Below are 13,394 nucleotides of genomic sequence, written 5' to 3'. Positions count from 1 at the left end.
AGTTTCAGTTTCCGTGTCCCCGCAATGGCTCGCAGATCATCAATACAGAGTCGGCCAGGCCGGCCTCTGCGAGTGCCGACTCATAGGCGCGATGAAACTCTGCACCGTTAAACAATGGCCTACGGTTCTGCCCGCCGCCCTTGCCTTCGGCAAGCCAGCCAAGTGTGTTACCCAGCGTATAGCGCTGCAATTGGGTATCGACCAGAACGCGTAGTCCAGCCCTTTCCATAACCATGCCGAGTGTGCGATTGGTGAAATAGTACAGGTGATCAGAACTGAAATGCGTCTCTCTATAGGGAGGAAGTTCAAAAGATTCAATCAGAAGTTCAGCGCCATTTGGAACCTCCACAACCACACGATCGACAGCCGTGAATCGCTGGACAAGATTGGCGAGAAGATCCCAAGGGTCGATGACGTGCTCAAGGACATGAAACAGAATCAGCGTATCTATGTCGCTCGGAACATCATCAAGGCAGCTAACGCAGTTCGCACCGGAGTCCCGATGATTTGCCGACATTCTGGCGCTGAGATCGAATCCAACCAAATACTCGAACTCGGGGCCTGCACGGAGCAGGAAACCGCCGACGCCACAGCCAAAGTCAAGTGCCCGCCTGCGCCGATGATCAGGTAGCTCAGTCTTGATCCTTCCTATGCGATTGATATTCCAGTGGGCCTCCCTGGCATAAGCTTTGGCCAAGTCTTCGGGGAAATAGCAATCATCGCGGTAATGATCAAGACAGACATGATCAAAGTTCATCAACTGGATCAGCCCGCAATCGTTGCATTTTCCGACGGGCAGGTTAGGGCGGTCCCCAGAGGCATGTCCAGTGGGAGCGACCGCGCCGCCACACAGTCGGCATCGCCCCAATCCCTGATGATCCGTTGGAATGTCAGGCTTGGCCATGTTTGTACCCTGCTGGCGATGGCAACTGGGTCGTTGGATTGCGCCATAGGGCTGCATCTATGGTACCAACCTCCCAAGCGGGTTCGGCAACGATCAATGCGCCGCGCGCATACGAGTAACCCTTGCGTTCAATTCCCATCGGTTGGTCATCCTCCGATATCTCGAAGGAAAGGGCATCTGGACGTCCGTCGTGGCCGTACTGACCACTGTGTCCGATGGTAATCGCCGGATAGACCAGATAGGTACCAGCCGTGAGGAGTCTCTTCGGCAAAGGGACTCTTGCCCGATAGCACCCCGCAACCCGACCATCAAGTAAGGACTCATTTCGATCAGTATCGTGCGACTGATAAATATAGACACCATCCCGACTGACGGAAAAGATCACCATGCAGTCCCGTGCATCGCGCTTTAACTCGTAATCGATTTCAAGCCAGATCTGGGCGTCCATCCCAAAGGAGCGTTCCGGCAGACCGGCATCATCGACAACAGCCACCCGCCTGATAACCGCTGGCTTTTCCGGGGCATCAGGGAAAAGTCTGACAGGAAAATCATTGTCGTCTGTTGGTAAGGCGTCAGCAATGTAGTGGCTAATCATTTTCGATGTTTCCCCGAAACCTGCGACCACGCCCCGATTGAGATACATAGACTTGTCACATAGCGTCTTGACAGCTGCCATGGAGTGACTTACGAAAAGGATCGTACGGCCACTTTCCGCCGTTTTCTCCATGCGCGCAAGACACTTCTTCTGAAAACCGATATCGCCGACCGCCAACACCTCGTCGAGAATCAAGATTTCCGGCTCGAGGTGAGCCGCGACAGCAAAGGCGAGGCGCACATACATTCCGGACGAATAGCGTTTGACAGGTGTATCAAGAAATCGCTCAACTTCAGCGAAATCAATGATCTCATCAAACTTTGATCGGATCATTTGCCTGCTCATCCCCAGGATGGCGCCATTCAGATAGATGTTCTCCCTGCCTGTGAGCTCGGGATGAAAGCCCGTGCCCACCTCCAGCAGGCTCGCCACCCGGCCCCTGATCTCCACACGGCCCTTGGTGGGTTCGGTGATGCGGCTCAGGATCTTGAGCAGGGTGCTCTTGCCTGCCCCATTACGGCCGATGATCCCCACCCGCTCGCCGCGCCGGACCTCGAAGCTCACATCCTTAAGAGCCCAGAAGTCTTCCTCGCTATCGGCGCGCTCAAGAGCGGCCTGGCCCTGGGCTTTGCGCAGTTGCCCCGCCAGAGTGAAGGGATTCAGCCACCGGCCCAATGACTGGGCCTGACGCGCCGCCACATCGCGCAGGGCGGTGTAGCTCTTAGCCTTCTCGTGATGGAGGGCGTATTTCTTGCCCACACCCTCAACACGGATCACCACATCTGAGCTGCTCATCTCAGATCACATCCGCAAAACGTTTTTCCATCTGCCGGAACTGGCGAATGCCCATCACCAGAAGCAGCGCCGTGACACCCATCGACAGCCAGAAGCCGATCGGGTTGATCAGCGCACCTTGGCCGATGATCGCCCAGCGGAACCCCTCAATCACCCCCACCATCGGGTTGAGCGCATAGAGCAGCTGCCATTTGGCGGGCACGATCGCGCTGGAGAAGCCCACAGGGCTTATATAGAAGCCGAATTGCACCAGAAACGGCACCAAATAGCGGAAGTCGCGGTATTGCACATTCAGGCTGGCCAGCAACAGCCCGGCTCCCATGCTGGCCGCGAAAGCCACGGCCACCCATAGCGGCAAGGTGAGCAGCCGCCAGCTGGGCCACCACTGAAACCACAGCATCAGCACCAACAGGATGCCAAACGAGAAAAGGAAATCCACGAAGCTGGTGATCACCGCTGCCGCCGGCACAATCAACCGCGGGAAATACACCTTGGAAAGCAGGTTTACATTGGAAGTCAGGCTCTCGGAGCAGCTGCTCAATGCCGTGCTGAAGAACTGCCAGGGCAGAACGCCGGCAAACACCAGCAACGCATAGGGGGCATCCCCCTGGCTGGGCAACCTGGCCAGCCGGCCAAAGATCACCGTGAATACCACCATCGTGAGGAACGGGCGGATCAGCGCCCAGCCCACACCGATGAAGGTCTGCTTGTAGCGCACGGCGATGTCGCGCCAAGCCAGGATTGCGAACAGCTCCCTGTAGCGCCAAAGGTCTTTCCAGTATTGCTCCTCGATCCCGTTGGGCTCGAGCACCAGCCATTGGTTGGCGGGGTCGCGGCTGCTGGTGGCGCGGCGGGCGCGGGTGGTGGGCATCAAACCTCCAATGGGAGTGGGCTAGCTGTCATGCGGGGGCTGGTTGCGCAGGATGTTGGCGGGTGGCGGCGGCTTCGGGGTTCCTTCCGGCTGGGCGACCGGACGGTTCAGAGGGAAGCTCGCCCCGGAACACCGCCGCAAGAGCGTACTTGCGGTACAGAACCCTGAACAGGAGCGGATCGTCGCCGAGGAGCCAGTCGCGCATGACCCGGCCCCACTTGATGCAGTCGATCTGTTCATCTCTGGAGAGGCCACTCACCAATTCTCAGTCCCCAGGATCCGCTGGTCGTCGTGGAAGTCATAGCGGAGGTACGGCCTGATTCTGCCCCTCATAGAGCGCATTCGATGCTGTGCATGCACCAGAAGTAGAAGCAGAGATGTTCGGTAATGAAGGCCTTGCCGAAGCAACCGGTGCCGCCGGTGATGAAGATGCGGGAGCTGGACTGAATGGCATGGACGACGGGCGGCTGAATTGATCGATATTGGGGAAAGGGGCTTGAGTCTTAAGGGTCCCAGTAGCGTGTGTTGCTGTTGGCGCGCCGGGCCTCACGCCGGCTGTAGTCGCTCACGCTTGGGTTGGCCTGTAGAGGATCAACATGGGCCACCTGCTCCCACAGCTCACGAGGCGCCCAGCGCACCGTGTGGTGCACCCGGTTATGGCGCACCACATGGCACCATCGAGCCAGGCCGCACTGGGGGCAGAACAGTTCCTCCAGCCACTCGTCGCTGAGGGTGAAGACGGGGTAGGCGCTGATCAGCAGTTTGGCCTTGGCGGCTTTCATGCCCCTCTGGGTGAGCTCCTCGGCACTGAGCAGGTGCAAGAAATAGCGTTTGCCGCCCCCCGCCAGCAAATGATCGGCATGGGCAGGGCAGAACAGCTGCCGTTTGCGGGATCGGCGCCTGCTGCGAGGGCTGGGGGCGGCAGAGGAACTTGATGCAGTCACAACAATCCAGCGATCGCGGGCGGCGAGCACGAGCTGAGCTGCAGTGCCACGTCAGCGCCTTCAGCATCATGTCAGACCCGAGATCCTCTTCAGGCGAGGACTGATTTAACTCAGTCCCATGGTCTCTTGCCTGGGTTGTCAGGAAGGGATGAGGTCGGCGGCCTGGCCTCAACCCTGTACCTGAAACCCCTGACGCCTCAAGCGATCTCGACCTGATCAGCCACCTCCAGGCGATTCCGGATGCCCGGATATGGCGAGGCTTTCACTTTCCGGCCTGGTATCGCTGCTGCTGCTGGCGGTGCTGTCCGGCTCCAGGACCTGGAAGCCATGGGCACATCCCGTGGGGATCAGCAGGGAGTTGCCCGCCTCGGCGCTGTCTACCCCATGCCACTCGCCACGGGTTGTCGACGCCTCCCGGAGGTCGGCGGCCACATCCCAGACCCGCCCCTTCACGCAGGTGACCAGACGCACTTCCGGAGGTTGGCCCCGCTGCAGGTGCAGGCCACGGATGGTTCCCCGTCGGATGTTGTGGCTGAGGTTGACCTGCTCGATCGGCCGATCCCCCCAGATCTCCGACCCATCGTTCCTTCGGAACAGATTGAGGAAGTGCCCCCGCTGATCCGTGAAGGGGATCCGCTTGATCTCCAGCACACCCTCGATGGCACTGGCTTGGATGCTGGGCCTTCCATCTCAGGGGCCGTCGGGACGCCGCAGCACACTGAAGGCATCGAGATCCTCCAGGCCCCAGCCATCGGCCAGACCGCTGAGTCTCTGGAACGTCACCTCCAGCCCCGCCTCGGAGGCGAACGCCCGCATCCGCTCGGCTGTCATGTCGCTTCGGTTGCCGTGGTTGTGCGCCCAGTCGCTGTTGGGAGCGACTGTTCCGTAGTTGGAATGGTGAAGAAAAGCACTTCCACCGGGGCGCAAGACGCGCACAATCTCATGCAGATAGGCCTTGACCACAGACGAATCGAAATGAACCATGGAATCAAAGGAATACACCAGAGTCTGGGATTCGGAGTCGATCATGGCCAGGGAATCACCGTCGGTCACGAAGTACCGGAACTGGCATCCGTCGACACGCTCACCAAAACGCTTCCGGCAGGCCTCGATGCAATTGGGATTCACATCGACCAGGGTGATGCATGAGGCTAGACGACGAAGAAACTCTGTGTTTCGGCCATGGCCCGGCGCCAGCTCAAGCACATGCTGGAAGTCGAGGTTCTGGATGATGGGCCAGATCATCCCATCCCACTGTTTCTGCATGAAGGGCTCGGCATCCCTGTAATAGTTCCCTTCAGCATGGGCATCCCGGCACTGGGCAATCGTCTTGAGACGAATCATCTCCGCCACAACATCGGCACAGACCAATGCCGCCGACTCAGCCTCCAGTCGCTTGTAGGCAGCTTCAAGATCAGCACCCATACGACTTTCCAGTTCATCCTTGAAACCAAGGATGATTCCCGTTCGTGTCAGGTCATGGGATCGAATCTGATCACGGACGGCCTCCGGCATCCCGGGCGCGCTCAGACCAATCAGATCCAACCAGAGCACCAGGCTGCGAGGATGATCCCTGAGGCGGCGAATAGCCTGCTTCTCCGTCGTCGATGGCGGGCTGGTGATCTGGCTACGGACCCTTGAGAGCTTTCTCCTGATTCTGCCGAGAAGGGAGCGCATCCTGTCATCTCCAGATCCAAGCCTGATTGTCCCACGAAGCCACCCCGATCACCAGTGGCATCGTTCACTCCAGATTCCAGTTGAGTTGTGGTCTTACCGCCCCGGGCACCTGATGGACATAACCATGCCGCGCCTCATCGTGGAGATCCTCAATCACCTGAAAGCAGAAGCTGTCCTGAACGTGGAAGTGAACGCACTGGGGCGCCATCGAGGTGGCCGCAAAGTTCACGGAGTAGGTCCCTTCATTGAACAACCCAGCAGGCACCCAGACCGTCGCCACATGACGACCGGTGGACACCGGAGACGGCTGGCGCGGACCCATGATGAAGGCACATTGCCCTCCAATGAAGAAATGGAAGTTTGGAATCACTGGCGAGGCAAGAACTTCAAGGACCTCATAAGTCATTTCCAGGCACAATTCATGGTCGATGGAGGCATAGCTAGGGCTTTCCCCCGCCCGATCGACCAGCCGGGCCCCGAGCATGCAACAGGAGGAATCCCCCGGAGGCTCCTCCGTGAGATCGAGCAGCGAGCCGGCCGTCTCCTCGCTGCTGGCGAGATAGGAGGCCGTGACGGATTCCGTGGGGCCGATCTGCGTGACCCTGCCATTCTCCAGCAGCATGCATGAATCGCAGAGGCTGTTGACCGTGCTGAGACTGTGGCTGACAAAAAGAATCGTTCGACCCTGCCCGGTGACATCCTTCATCTTGCCGAGGCATTTTTATTGAAACTGAAGATCGCCCACCGCCAGCACTTCATCGATGATCAGGATGTCCGGCTCCAGGTGGGCGGCGACGGCAAACGCCAATCGGACGAACATGCCGCTGGAATAGCGCTTCACCGGGGTGTCGATGAAACGGTGCACTTCGGCAAAATCAACGATCGCATCGAAGACCCGATCGATCTGCCGGCGTCGCATTCCCAGCAGCGTGCCATTGAGGTAGATGTTCTCGCGGCCGCTGAGCTCGGGGTGAAAACCGGTACCCATCTCCAGCAGCGACCCCACCCGGCCGCGAATCTCGGCCATACCGGTGGTGGGCTCCGTGATCCGGGACAGGATCTTCAACAGGATACTCTTGCCCGCCCCATTCCGGCCGATCACCCCAAACACCTTGCCGCGGGGAACCTTGAAATCAATGTCCCGCAGGGCCCAGAAGATCAATCCTATAGGACTTACCCAGGGAACGAACCGTGACAGCAATCTCTGATGTGGAAGTCATACGATATCCGCAAAGCCCCTTTCAATCTTCTGGAACACGGCCATGCCGATCACCAGGGAGGCGACCAGCCCAGACACCATGCTGGCCATCATGGTGAAGGTGATAGGGACACCACCAAGCACTGACCAGCGGAATCCCTCAATCAACCCCACCGTTGGGTTGAGGGAATACAAGAACTGCCATCGCTCAGGACTCAAGGAAGACGAGTAGACAATCGGAGTCAGATAATTCCAGGCCTGCAGAACAAAGGGCACTGCATAGCCGAAGTCGCGATGATAAACAGTGAGCGAGGCCACGATCAGCGTCAGGCCCAGGCCCATCAGGAACGCCGCCTGCAAAAAGAACGGCGCGGCCAGCAGATGCCAACCCAGACCGCTCCAAGACTCGTCTGCTTGTAGCGCAGCTTGATGTCGCGAAGCGACAGGTAATACAGGAGGTCGCGATATTCAACGATCTCCTTCCACTCAAAGAGAGAAAAGCGACGCCTGGGCTGAATGCGAGTGACGCTCATACGGCGGGACTGGGGTGCTCCGGGCAGGCTGTCACGCCGTCACCCTGTCGACCTCAGACCACCAGCAGGCTCATGCCCCAGTTCACCAGCACCAGAGCCACCCAGGCGGCACCGCCGATCAGGATCAGGCGGTTGGAGCGGCCGCTGTCCTCGGTGCTCGCGTAGAGCACCGGCACCGCCACGATCAGGGCGAAGGACATCACCACCAGGGCCAGAACGGTGAGGGTGTTGAGGATCTGCATGGGGCAGGAAGGCGCGAGGCCGGATCAGGCAGCGTGGGGGATCCTGCCATGCAGAGCGGGGCCCTGGCCGCCGCTGGAGCCATCCTTCACACGTTGTCGGGCGCAAACAGATCGCCGGCGGCCGCCAGAGCCCCCAGGCCGGGGGCGGCGGCGTCCTTGGGAGCCAGCAGGGGCTGGTGCGGCGCAGGCAGCTCCCCCAGGGGCCAGTCGATGCCGATCGCCGGGTCGTTCCAGGCCAGGGAGCGCTCGCACTCCCGGCTCCAGTAGCCGGCGGTCTTGTACTGCACCTCGGCCACCGGGCTGAGGGTCAGGAAGCCATGGGCGAAGCCCACCGGCACCCACAGTTGGCGCTGGTTCTCGGCGCTGAGCCGCTCGCCCACCCACTGGCCCAGGGTGGGGGAGTCCTGGCGCAGGTCGACGGCCACATCAAACACCTCCCCGACCGTGCAGCGCACGAGCTTGCCCTGGGGGTGGGGGTCCCGCTGGAAATGCAGGCCCCGCAGCACCCCCTGCACAGAGCGGGAGTGGTTGTCCTGCACGAACGCGGGGGCGTCCGCGTCCTCCTTGCCGAGGGCATCGGCGAAGCGGCGCCGGTTCCAGCTCTCGCTGAACCAGCCCCGCTCATCGGCATACACCGCCGGGGTGAGCAGCAGGGGGCCGTCGATGGCCAGGAACTGCACGTTCATCGTTGGGGCTCCAGGGCCAGGTGGTCGCTGGCGGCCTCCTGCAGCAGGCGCAGCAGGTAGTCGCCGTAGCCGGATTTCTTCAGGGGCAGGGCCAGCCGTTCCAGCTGGAGGTGGTCGATCCAGCCCAGACGCCAGGCCACCTCCTCGGGGCAGCCCACCTTGAGGCCCTGGCGCTTCTCCAGGGTGCGGATGTAGCTGGCGGCCTCGTGCAGGGAGTCGGGGGTGCCGGTGTCCAGCCAGGCCATGCCGCGGCCCATCAGCTCCACCCGCAGCAGGCCCTCATCGAGGTAGAGCTGGTTGAGGTCGGTGATCTCCAGTTCGCCCCGCGGCGAGGGACGCACCTGGTGGGCCCGCTCCACCACCGTGTGGTCGTAGAAGTACAGACCCGTCACGGCGTAGCGGCTGCGGGGCTCGGAGGGCTTCTCGTCGATGCTCAGCACCCGGCCGTCAGCGCTGAACTCCACCACCCCGTAGCGCTCCGGGTCGCTCACCGGATAGGCAAACACGGTGGCCCCCGGCTCCTCGCCATTGGCCCCCTGCAGCTGGGGGATCAGGTCGTGGCCGTGGAACAGATTGTCGCCCAGCACCAGGGCCGCCGGGGCGCCGTCAAGGAAATCGGCACCGATCAGGAACGCCTGGGCCAGCCCGTCGGGGCTGGGCTGCACCGCGTAGCGGATCTCCATGCCCCAGGCCGAGCCGTCCCCCAGCAAGCGTTCGAAGGCGGGTTGGTCGGTGGGGGTGGTGATCACCAGCACCTCGCGGATGCCCGCCAACATCAGCGTGCTGAGCGGGTAGTAGATCATCGGCTTGTCGTACACCGGCACCAGCTGCTTGCTGACGGCAGCGGTGAGAGGCGCCAGGCGCGTGCCACTGCCCCCCGCCAGAATGAGTCCCTTGCGGTTCATGGCTGTTGCTTGGGCAGGGCCGCCATCAGGCTGCCCATCTCCAGGGCCTGGAGGCCGTAGCTCCAGCCCAGGTTGCTCTTGATGCCGGCCCGCTCCAGGGCCTGCTGCAGGGTGTCGGTGGTGAGCACCCCGAAGATCACCGGAACGCCGGTGTCGCGGGCCACGGCGGCCACACCCTTGCTCACCTCGGCCACCACCACGTCGAAGTGGGGCGTGTCGCCCCGGATCACCGCCCCCAGGGTGATGACCACCTGGTAGCGGCCGCTGGCGGCCAGCCGCTGGGCCACCAGGGGGATCTCGAAGCTGCCCGGCACCCAGGCCACGTCGAGCTGGCTGCTCCCGGGGCCCACATCAATGCCGTGGCGGCAGAGGGAATCGAGGCAGCCGCTCAGCAGCTTGCCGGTCACCAGATCGTTGAAGCGGGCGATCACCAGGCCGATCCGCAGATCGGCGACATCGGTGAAACGACCTTCGAAAACCGTCAAGGGATCAGACCACGAAGAAACTCACAACCCAGTTGAGCAGCATCCGGGCCTCCTACGCCAGCGTCGTGAGGATCTCCCTGGCAGGGCCCCTACGATCGAAGCGCTCCAGGCGGCGGGCCCATGGCCAGGGAAGTGCAGCAGCAGCTCCCGCTCACGGACGACGCCAGCCTGCAGGGCGACCTATTCGGGGGTGAGGTGGCGCCGGCGCCCGAGCCCGACGGCGAGGGCGGCCTGGACGACCAGACCCTGCTGGCCGATGCCAGCGCCCGGCCCCGGGCCCGGCGGCGGCCCTCCGTGCCGAAACCGGCCGAGCCCGAGCCCGAGCGCGGCGGCCAGACCCCTGAGCCCGACGACGACCTGCCCCGCTGGCACCACCATTCCCTGGTGGAGCCGGCGGCGCTCACGCCGGTGCTACGGCACTACGTGGAGCTCAAGGCGGCCCATCCCGACCGGGTGCTGCTTTACCGCCTCGGCGACTTCTACGAGTTCTTCTTCGAGGACGCGATCCTGCTCTCGCGCCTGCTGGAGCTCACCCTCACCGGCAAGGACGCCGGCAAGGCCCTGGGCCGGGTGCCGATGGCGGGCATCCCCCACCACGCCGCCGAGCGCTACTGCGCCGACCTGGTGCGCCGCGGCCTCAGCGTGGCCCTCTGCGACCAGCTGGAGGCCACCCCCGCCAAGGGGGCCCTGCTGCGCCGCGGCATCACCCGGGTGCTCACCCCCGGCACGGTGCTGGAGGAGGGCATGCTGGCGGCCCGGCGCAACAACTGGCTCTGCGCCGTGGTGCTCGACGGGGACGGCAGCCACGCCGGTCGCTGGGGTCTGGCCGTCGCCGACGTCAGCACCGGCGAGTTCCGGGTGACCGAGCGCACGGGCAGCGGCAGCCTGCACCAGGAGCTGCTGCAGCTGGAGCCCGCCGAGGTGGTGTGGCCTGGCCCGGCGGAGGCGCCTGCCTGGTGCCCCGAGGGTCTGCGGCTCACCCCCCTGGCCCGCACCCCCTTCGACGCCACCGAAGCCGCCGCCCTGCTGCGCCGCCGCTTCCGCCTGGCCAGCCTCGATGGCCTGGGGCTGGGGGAGGCGCCCCTGGCGCTGCGGGCCGCCGGGGGCCTGCTGGCCTACCTGGACACGACCCAGGCCGAACCCGCGGCCATCCCGCTGGAGATGCCGCGGCTCTGGCAGGCCGGCGACCAGCTGGTGCTCGACGCCCAGACCCGCCGCAACCTGGAGCTCACCCGCACCCAGCTGGGCGGCGCCCTGCAGGGCTCCCTGCTCTGGGCCCTCGACCGCACCGCCACCGCCATGGGCGGTCGCTGTCTGCGGCGCTGGATCGAGGCCCCCCTGGTGGACCGGGCCGCGATCCTGGAGCGGCAGGAGGCGGTGAGCGAGCTGGTGGAGCAGCGGCCCCTGCGGCTGGGACTGCGCCGGCTGCTGCGGCCCATGGGGGATCTGGAGCGGCTGGCGGGGCGGGCCGGCGCCGGCAGCGCCTCCGCCCGCGACCTGGTGTCCCTGGCCGACGGCCTCGAGCGGCTGCCGCGCCTGGCGGCCCTGGTGGCCCCCTGCCGCAGCGGCCCCCTGGCGGCCCTGAAGGGTCCCTGGCCCGAGCTGGCCGGCCTGGCCGAGGAGGTGCGCCACCACCTGGTCAACACGCCGCCCCTATCGCTGAGTGAAGGCGGGCTGCTCCATGACGGGGTCGATCCGGTGCTCGACGGCCTGCGCAACCAGCTCGACGACCAGGAGGCCTGGCTTTCGCGGCAGGAGGCGATCGAACGGCGGGCCAGCGGCAACCCCAACCTGCGCCTGCAGTACCACCGCACCTTCGGCTACTTCCTGGCCGTGAGCCGTGCCCGGGCCGCCGCCGTTCCGGACCACTGGATCCGCCGCCAGACCCTGGCCAACGAGGAGCGCTTCGTCACCCCGGAGCTCAAGGGCCGCGAAGGCCGGATCCTGCAGCTGCGGGCCCGGGCCTGCCAGCGGGAATACGACCTCTTCTGCGACCTGCGCCGCCGGGTGGGGGAGGCGGCCGGCCCCGTGCGGGCGGCCGCGCGGCGGGTGGCGGAACTCGATGCCCTGGCCTCCCTGGCGGAGGTGGCGGCCACCGGCGGCTACTGCCGGCCCGAACTCAGCGAGGGCCGCGAGCTGGTGATCGAGGCGGGGCGCCATCCGGTGGTGGAGCAGCTACTGGTCGATGCGTCCTTCACCGCCAACGACCTGCAGCTGGGCGCCCCGGCGCCGGACCTGATCGTGCTCACGGGCCCCAATGCCAGCGGCAAGAGCTGCTATCTGCGCCAGAGCGGCCTGCTGCAGCTGATGGCCCAGATCGGTAGCTGGATCCCGGCCCGCTCCGCCCGGCTCGGCATCGCCGATCGCATCTTCACCCGGGTGGGCGCGGTGGACGACCTGGCCAGCGGCCAGTCCACCTTCATGGTGGAGATGGCCGAGACCGCCAACATCCTTCACCACGCCAGCCCCCGCTCCCTGGTGCTGCTCGACGAGATCGGCCGCGGCACGGCCACCTTCGACGGCCTCTCGATCGCCTGGGCCGTGGCCGAGCACCTGGCCGAGGGCATCGGGGCCCGCACGATCTTCGCCACCCATTACCACGAGCTCAACGAGCTCGCCGAGCTGCTGCCCAACGTCGGCAACGCCCAGGTGCTGGTGGAGGAGACCGGCAACGACCTGGTCTTCCTGCACCGGGTCTGCCGGGGGGGCGCCAGTCGCAGCTACGGCATCGAGGCGGCCCGGCTGGCGGGCGTCCCCGCCTCGGTGGTGCTGCGGGCCCGCCAGGTGCTGGGCCGCATCGAAGCCAACAGCCATGTGGCGGTGGGTCTTCAGGCGGGATCGAGAGCCGCCTGATCCTGGGCCGCCTGATCCAGCCAGGCCCGGCGCAGCAGGGCATTGGCGGCGGCACCCACCAGGCCGGCGCCGCCCTTGCTGCCCTCCAGGCGGATCTGGGGGAGGGCGCTGGCGGCCAGGTGGCGCTTGCTCTCGGCCACCCCCACGAACCCCACCGGCATGCCGATCACCAGGGCCGGGGCGGCGATGGTTCCGGCCTCGACCAGCTCCAGCAGCCGCTCCAGGGCCGTGGGGGCGCTGCCCACCAGCACCACCGCCCGCGGGTGCTCCAGCAGGGCCCGCTCCATGCCCGCCGCCGCCCGGGTGCCGCCGGCGGGGGCGACGGCGGGGGCCCAGGCCAGCACCGAATGGACCGGATTGGCGAAGGTGCGCCGGGCCATGGGCGCCACGGCCGCCGCGGCCATCGCCGTGTCGGTGAGGATCGGCGCGCCGGCCGCCAGGGCGTTGAGGCCGGCGGCGCAGGCCCCCGGCCCGAGGCGCAGATCCGGCGCCAGGCCCAGGTCGCCGCTGCTGTGCACCAGGCGCTCCAGCAGCTCCTGCTCCACCCCCTGCAGACCCGTCGAACCCAGCCAGAGGCGGATGCGCCGCACGCTCTCCTGGAAGATCGGGTGATCGAGGGAAGCCTCGAGGCTGTTGCTCGCCTGGCGCGGCATGGGGGCACCGGGACGGGAAGGGGCGAGGTTAGGGGAGGCGCCGGCCTTGCCCC

The 13,394-nt window shown here is 64.9% G+C and carries 16 protein-coding genes; 1 reads left to right on the top strand and 15 read right to left on the bottom strand.

Going from position 1 to position 13,394, the window contains the following annotated elements; translation table 11 throughout:
• Window positions 1-4 precede the first annotated feature (4 nt).
• The 14 genes from KBZ12_RS14075 to ribH form a co-directional block, all read right to left on the bottom strand.
• Window positions 5-757 carry a class I SAM-dependent methyltransferase gene (locus tag KBZ12_RS14075; protein ID WP_254958621.1) on the bottom strand — a complete coding sequence of 251 codons (753 nt, stop codon included), beginning with the start codon at window positions 755-757 and terminating at the stop codon, window positions 5-7.
• Window positions 758-890: 133 nt separating this feature from the next.
• Entirely contained in the window at window positions 891-2,294 is a 1,404-nt protein-coding gene (locus KBZ12_RS14070; protein ID WP_254958619.1) for an ABC transporter ATP-binding protein, read from the bottom strand.
• A gap of 1 nt (window position 2,295) precedes the next feature.
• Window positions 2,296-3,105 (bottom strand): ABC transporter permease, encoded by an 810-nt coding sequence (locus tag KBZ12_RS14065; protein ID WP_254958617.1) that lies wholly within the window; start codon window positions 3,103-3,105, stop codon window positions 2,296-2,298.
• Between the two features lie 563 nt (window positions 3,106-3,668).
• Complete coding sequence (locus KBZ12_RS14060) at window positions 3,669-3,947, bottom strand: hypothetical protein (RefSeq protein WP_254958616.1); 279 nt, start codon at window positions 3,945-3,947, stop codon at window positions 3,669-3,671.
• 378 nt (window positions 3,948-4,325) lie between these two features.
• The gene (locus KBZ12_RS14055; protein WP_254958614.1) at window positions 4,326-4,760 is read right to left on the bottom strand and encodes a dTDP-4-dehydrorhamnose 3,5-epimerase family protein; all 435 of its coding nucleotides are present in this window, start codon (window positions 4,758-4,760) and stop codon (window positions 4,326-4,328) included.
• Between the two features lie 39 nt (window positions 4,761-4,799).
• Complete coding sequence (locus KBZ12_RS14050; RefSeq protein WP_254958613.1) at window positions 4,800-5,786, bottom strand: class I SAM-dependent methyltransferase; 987 nt, start codon at window positions 5,784-5,786, stop codon at window positions 4,800-4,802.
• A 64-nt stretch (window positions 5,787-5,850) separates the two neighbouring features.
• Window positions 5,851-6,492, bottom strand: a complete 642-nt coding sequence (locus KBZ12_RS14045) for a hypothetical protein (RefSeq protein ID WP_254958611.1) — start codon at window positions 6,490-6,492, stop codon at window positions 5,851-5,853.
• Between the two features lie 15 nt (window positions 6,493-6,507).
• Window positions 6,508-6,897: an ABC transporter ATP-binding protein gene (locus tag KBZ12_RS14040; RefSeq protein WP_396101274.1), complete on the bottom strand. Its 390-nt coding sequence runs from the start codon at window positions 6,895-6,897 to the stop codon at window positions 6,508-6,510.
• Window positions 6,898-7,002: 105 nt separating this feature from the next.
• Window positions 7,003-7,326 (bottom strand): ABC transporter permease, encoded by a 324-nt coding sequence (locus KBZ12_RS14035; RefSeq protein ID WP_254958608.1) that lies wholly within the window; start codon window positions 7,324-7,326, stop codon window positions 7,003-7,005.
• Complete coding sequence (locus KBZ12_RS14030; RefSeq protein WP_254958607.1) at window positions 7,326-7,517, bottom strand: hypothetical protein; 192 nt, start codon at window positions 7,515-7,517, stop codon at window positions 7,326-7,328. The genes KBZ12_RS14035 and KBZ12_RS14030 overlap by 1 nt, the downstream gene beginning before the upstream one ends.
• A gap of 53 nt (window positions 7,518-7,570) precedes the next feature.
• Window positions 7,571-7,759 (bottom strand): photosystem II reaction center protein PsbZ, encoded by a 189-nt coding sequence (gene psbZ, locus KBZ12_RS14025; protein ID WP_094584244.1) that lies wholly within the window; start codon window positions 7,757-7,759, stop codon window positions 7,571-7,573.
• 86 nt (window positions 7,760-7,845) lie between these two features.
• Entirely contained in the window at window positions 7,846-8,445 is a 600-nt protein-coding gene (gene rfbC / locus KBZ12_RS14020) for a dTDP-4-dehydrorhamnose 3,5-epimerase (protein WP_254958606.1), read from the bottom strand.
• Window positions 8,442-9,350, bottom strand: coding sequence for a glucose-1-phosphate thymidylyltransferase RfbA (gene rfbA, locus KBZ12_RS14015; protein ID WP_254958605.1), 909 nt, complete (start codon window positions 9,348-9,350; stop codon window positions 8,442-8,444). The genes rfbC and rfbA overlap by 4 nt, the downstream gene beginning before the upstream one ends.
• Complete coding sequence (gene ribH, locus KBZ12_RS14010) at window positions 9,347-9,835, bottom strand: 6,7-dimethyl-8-ribityllumazine synthase (protein ID WP_254958603.1); 489 nt, start codon at window positions 9,833-9,835, stop codon at window positions 9,347-9,349. Before ribH ends, rfbA begins: the two co-directional genes overlap by 4 nt.
• Window positions 9,836-9,955: 120 nt before the next feature.
• On the opposite strand from ribH, the gene mutS reads away from it, so the two are divergent.
• Entirely contained in the window at window positions 9,956-12,688 is a 2,733-nt protein-coding gene (gene mutS, locus KBZ12_RS14005; RefSeq protein ID WP_254958602.1) for a DNA mismatch repair protein MutS, read from the top strand.
• On the opposite strand, the gene KBZ12_RS14000 is transcribed toward mutS, so the two are convergent.
• Entirely contained in the window at window positions 12,664-13,341 is a 678-nt protein-coding gene (locus tag KBZ12_RS14000) for a precorrin-8X methylmutase (RefSeq protein ID WP_254958601.1), read from the bottom strand. The genes mutS and KBZ12_RS14000 overlap by 25 nt on opposite strands.
• Window positions 13,342-13,394: the final 53 nt, after the last annotated feature.

The sequence above is a fragment of the Cyanobium sp. Cruz CV13-4-11 genome, from assembly GCF_024346055.1.
In the GTDB taxonomy this organism is placed as follows: Bacteria; Cyanobacteriota; Cyanobacteriia; order PCC-6307; family Cyanobiaceae; genus Cyanobium.
The sequence above is the reverse complement of the archived record's forward strand: the minus strand, read 5'-3'. Positions and strand labels throughout refer to the sequence as shown.